This is a genomic window from Oceanipulchritudo coccoides, assembly GCF_010500615.1.
GTDB lineage: Bacteria > Verrucomicrobiota > Verrucomicrobiia > Opitutales > Oceanipulchritudinaceae > Oceanipulchritudo > Oceanipulchritudo coccoides.
In genome coordinates this window covers 1-274 of the sequence record NZ_JAAGNX010000041.1, presented here as the reverse complement: position 1 = coordinate 274, position 274 = coordinate 1, and the positions used below count along the sequence as shown (strand labels likewise).

The window sequence follows — 274 nt, the reverse complement described above, 5'->3', positions numbered from 1 at the left end:
GACGCAGATCCGATGATTAAGTTGAGTATGATTTTTTGGGCTCTTTTTTTGGGCTCGGTGGCTTTTGCGGAAAGCGTCGTGCCGACGCGGACGATCAGGGCTGATGCGGAAATTGGTGCAAAAGATGTAACGCTAAAAGAGGTTTCAAATCCTAGCGCTTACACCCGTTTGGCAGATGTTATCGGGCAGGAGGCGCGGGTCACGCTGTATGCAGGGCGTCCCATTCTTTTCGATGACATCGGGCCGCCGGCCGTGGTCGCACGCAATCAAATTG

At 53.3% G+C, this 274-nt stretch carries 1 protein-coding gene; it reads left to right on the top strand.

Features of this window, described 5'->3' with window-relative positions:
* Window positions 1-12 precede the first annotated feature (12 nt).
* On the top strand, window positions 13-274 hold a 262-nt coding region (locus G0Q06_RS14355), incomplete at its 3' end, for an SAF domain-containing protein (protein WP_238710913.1).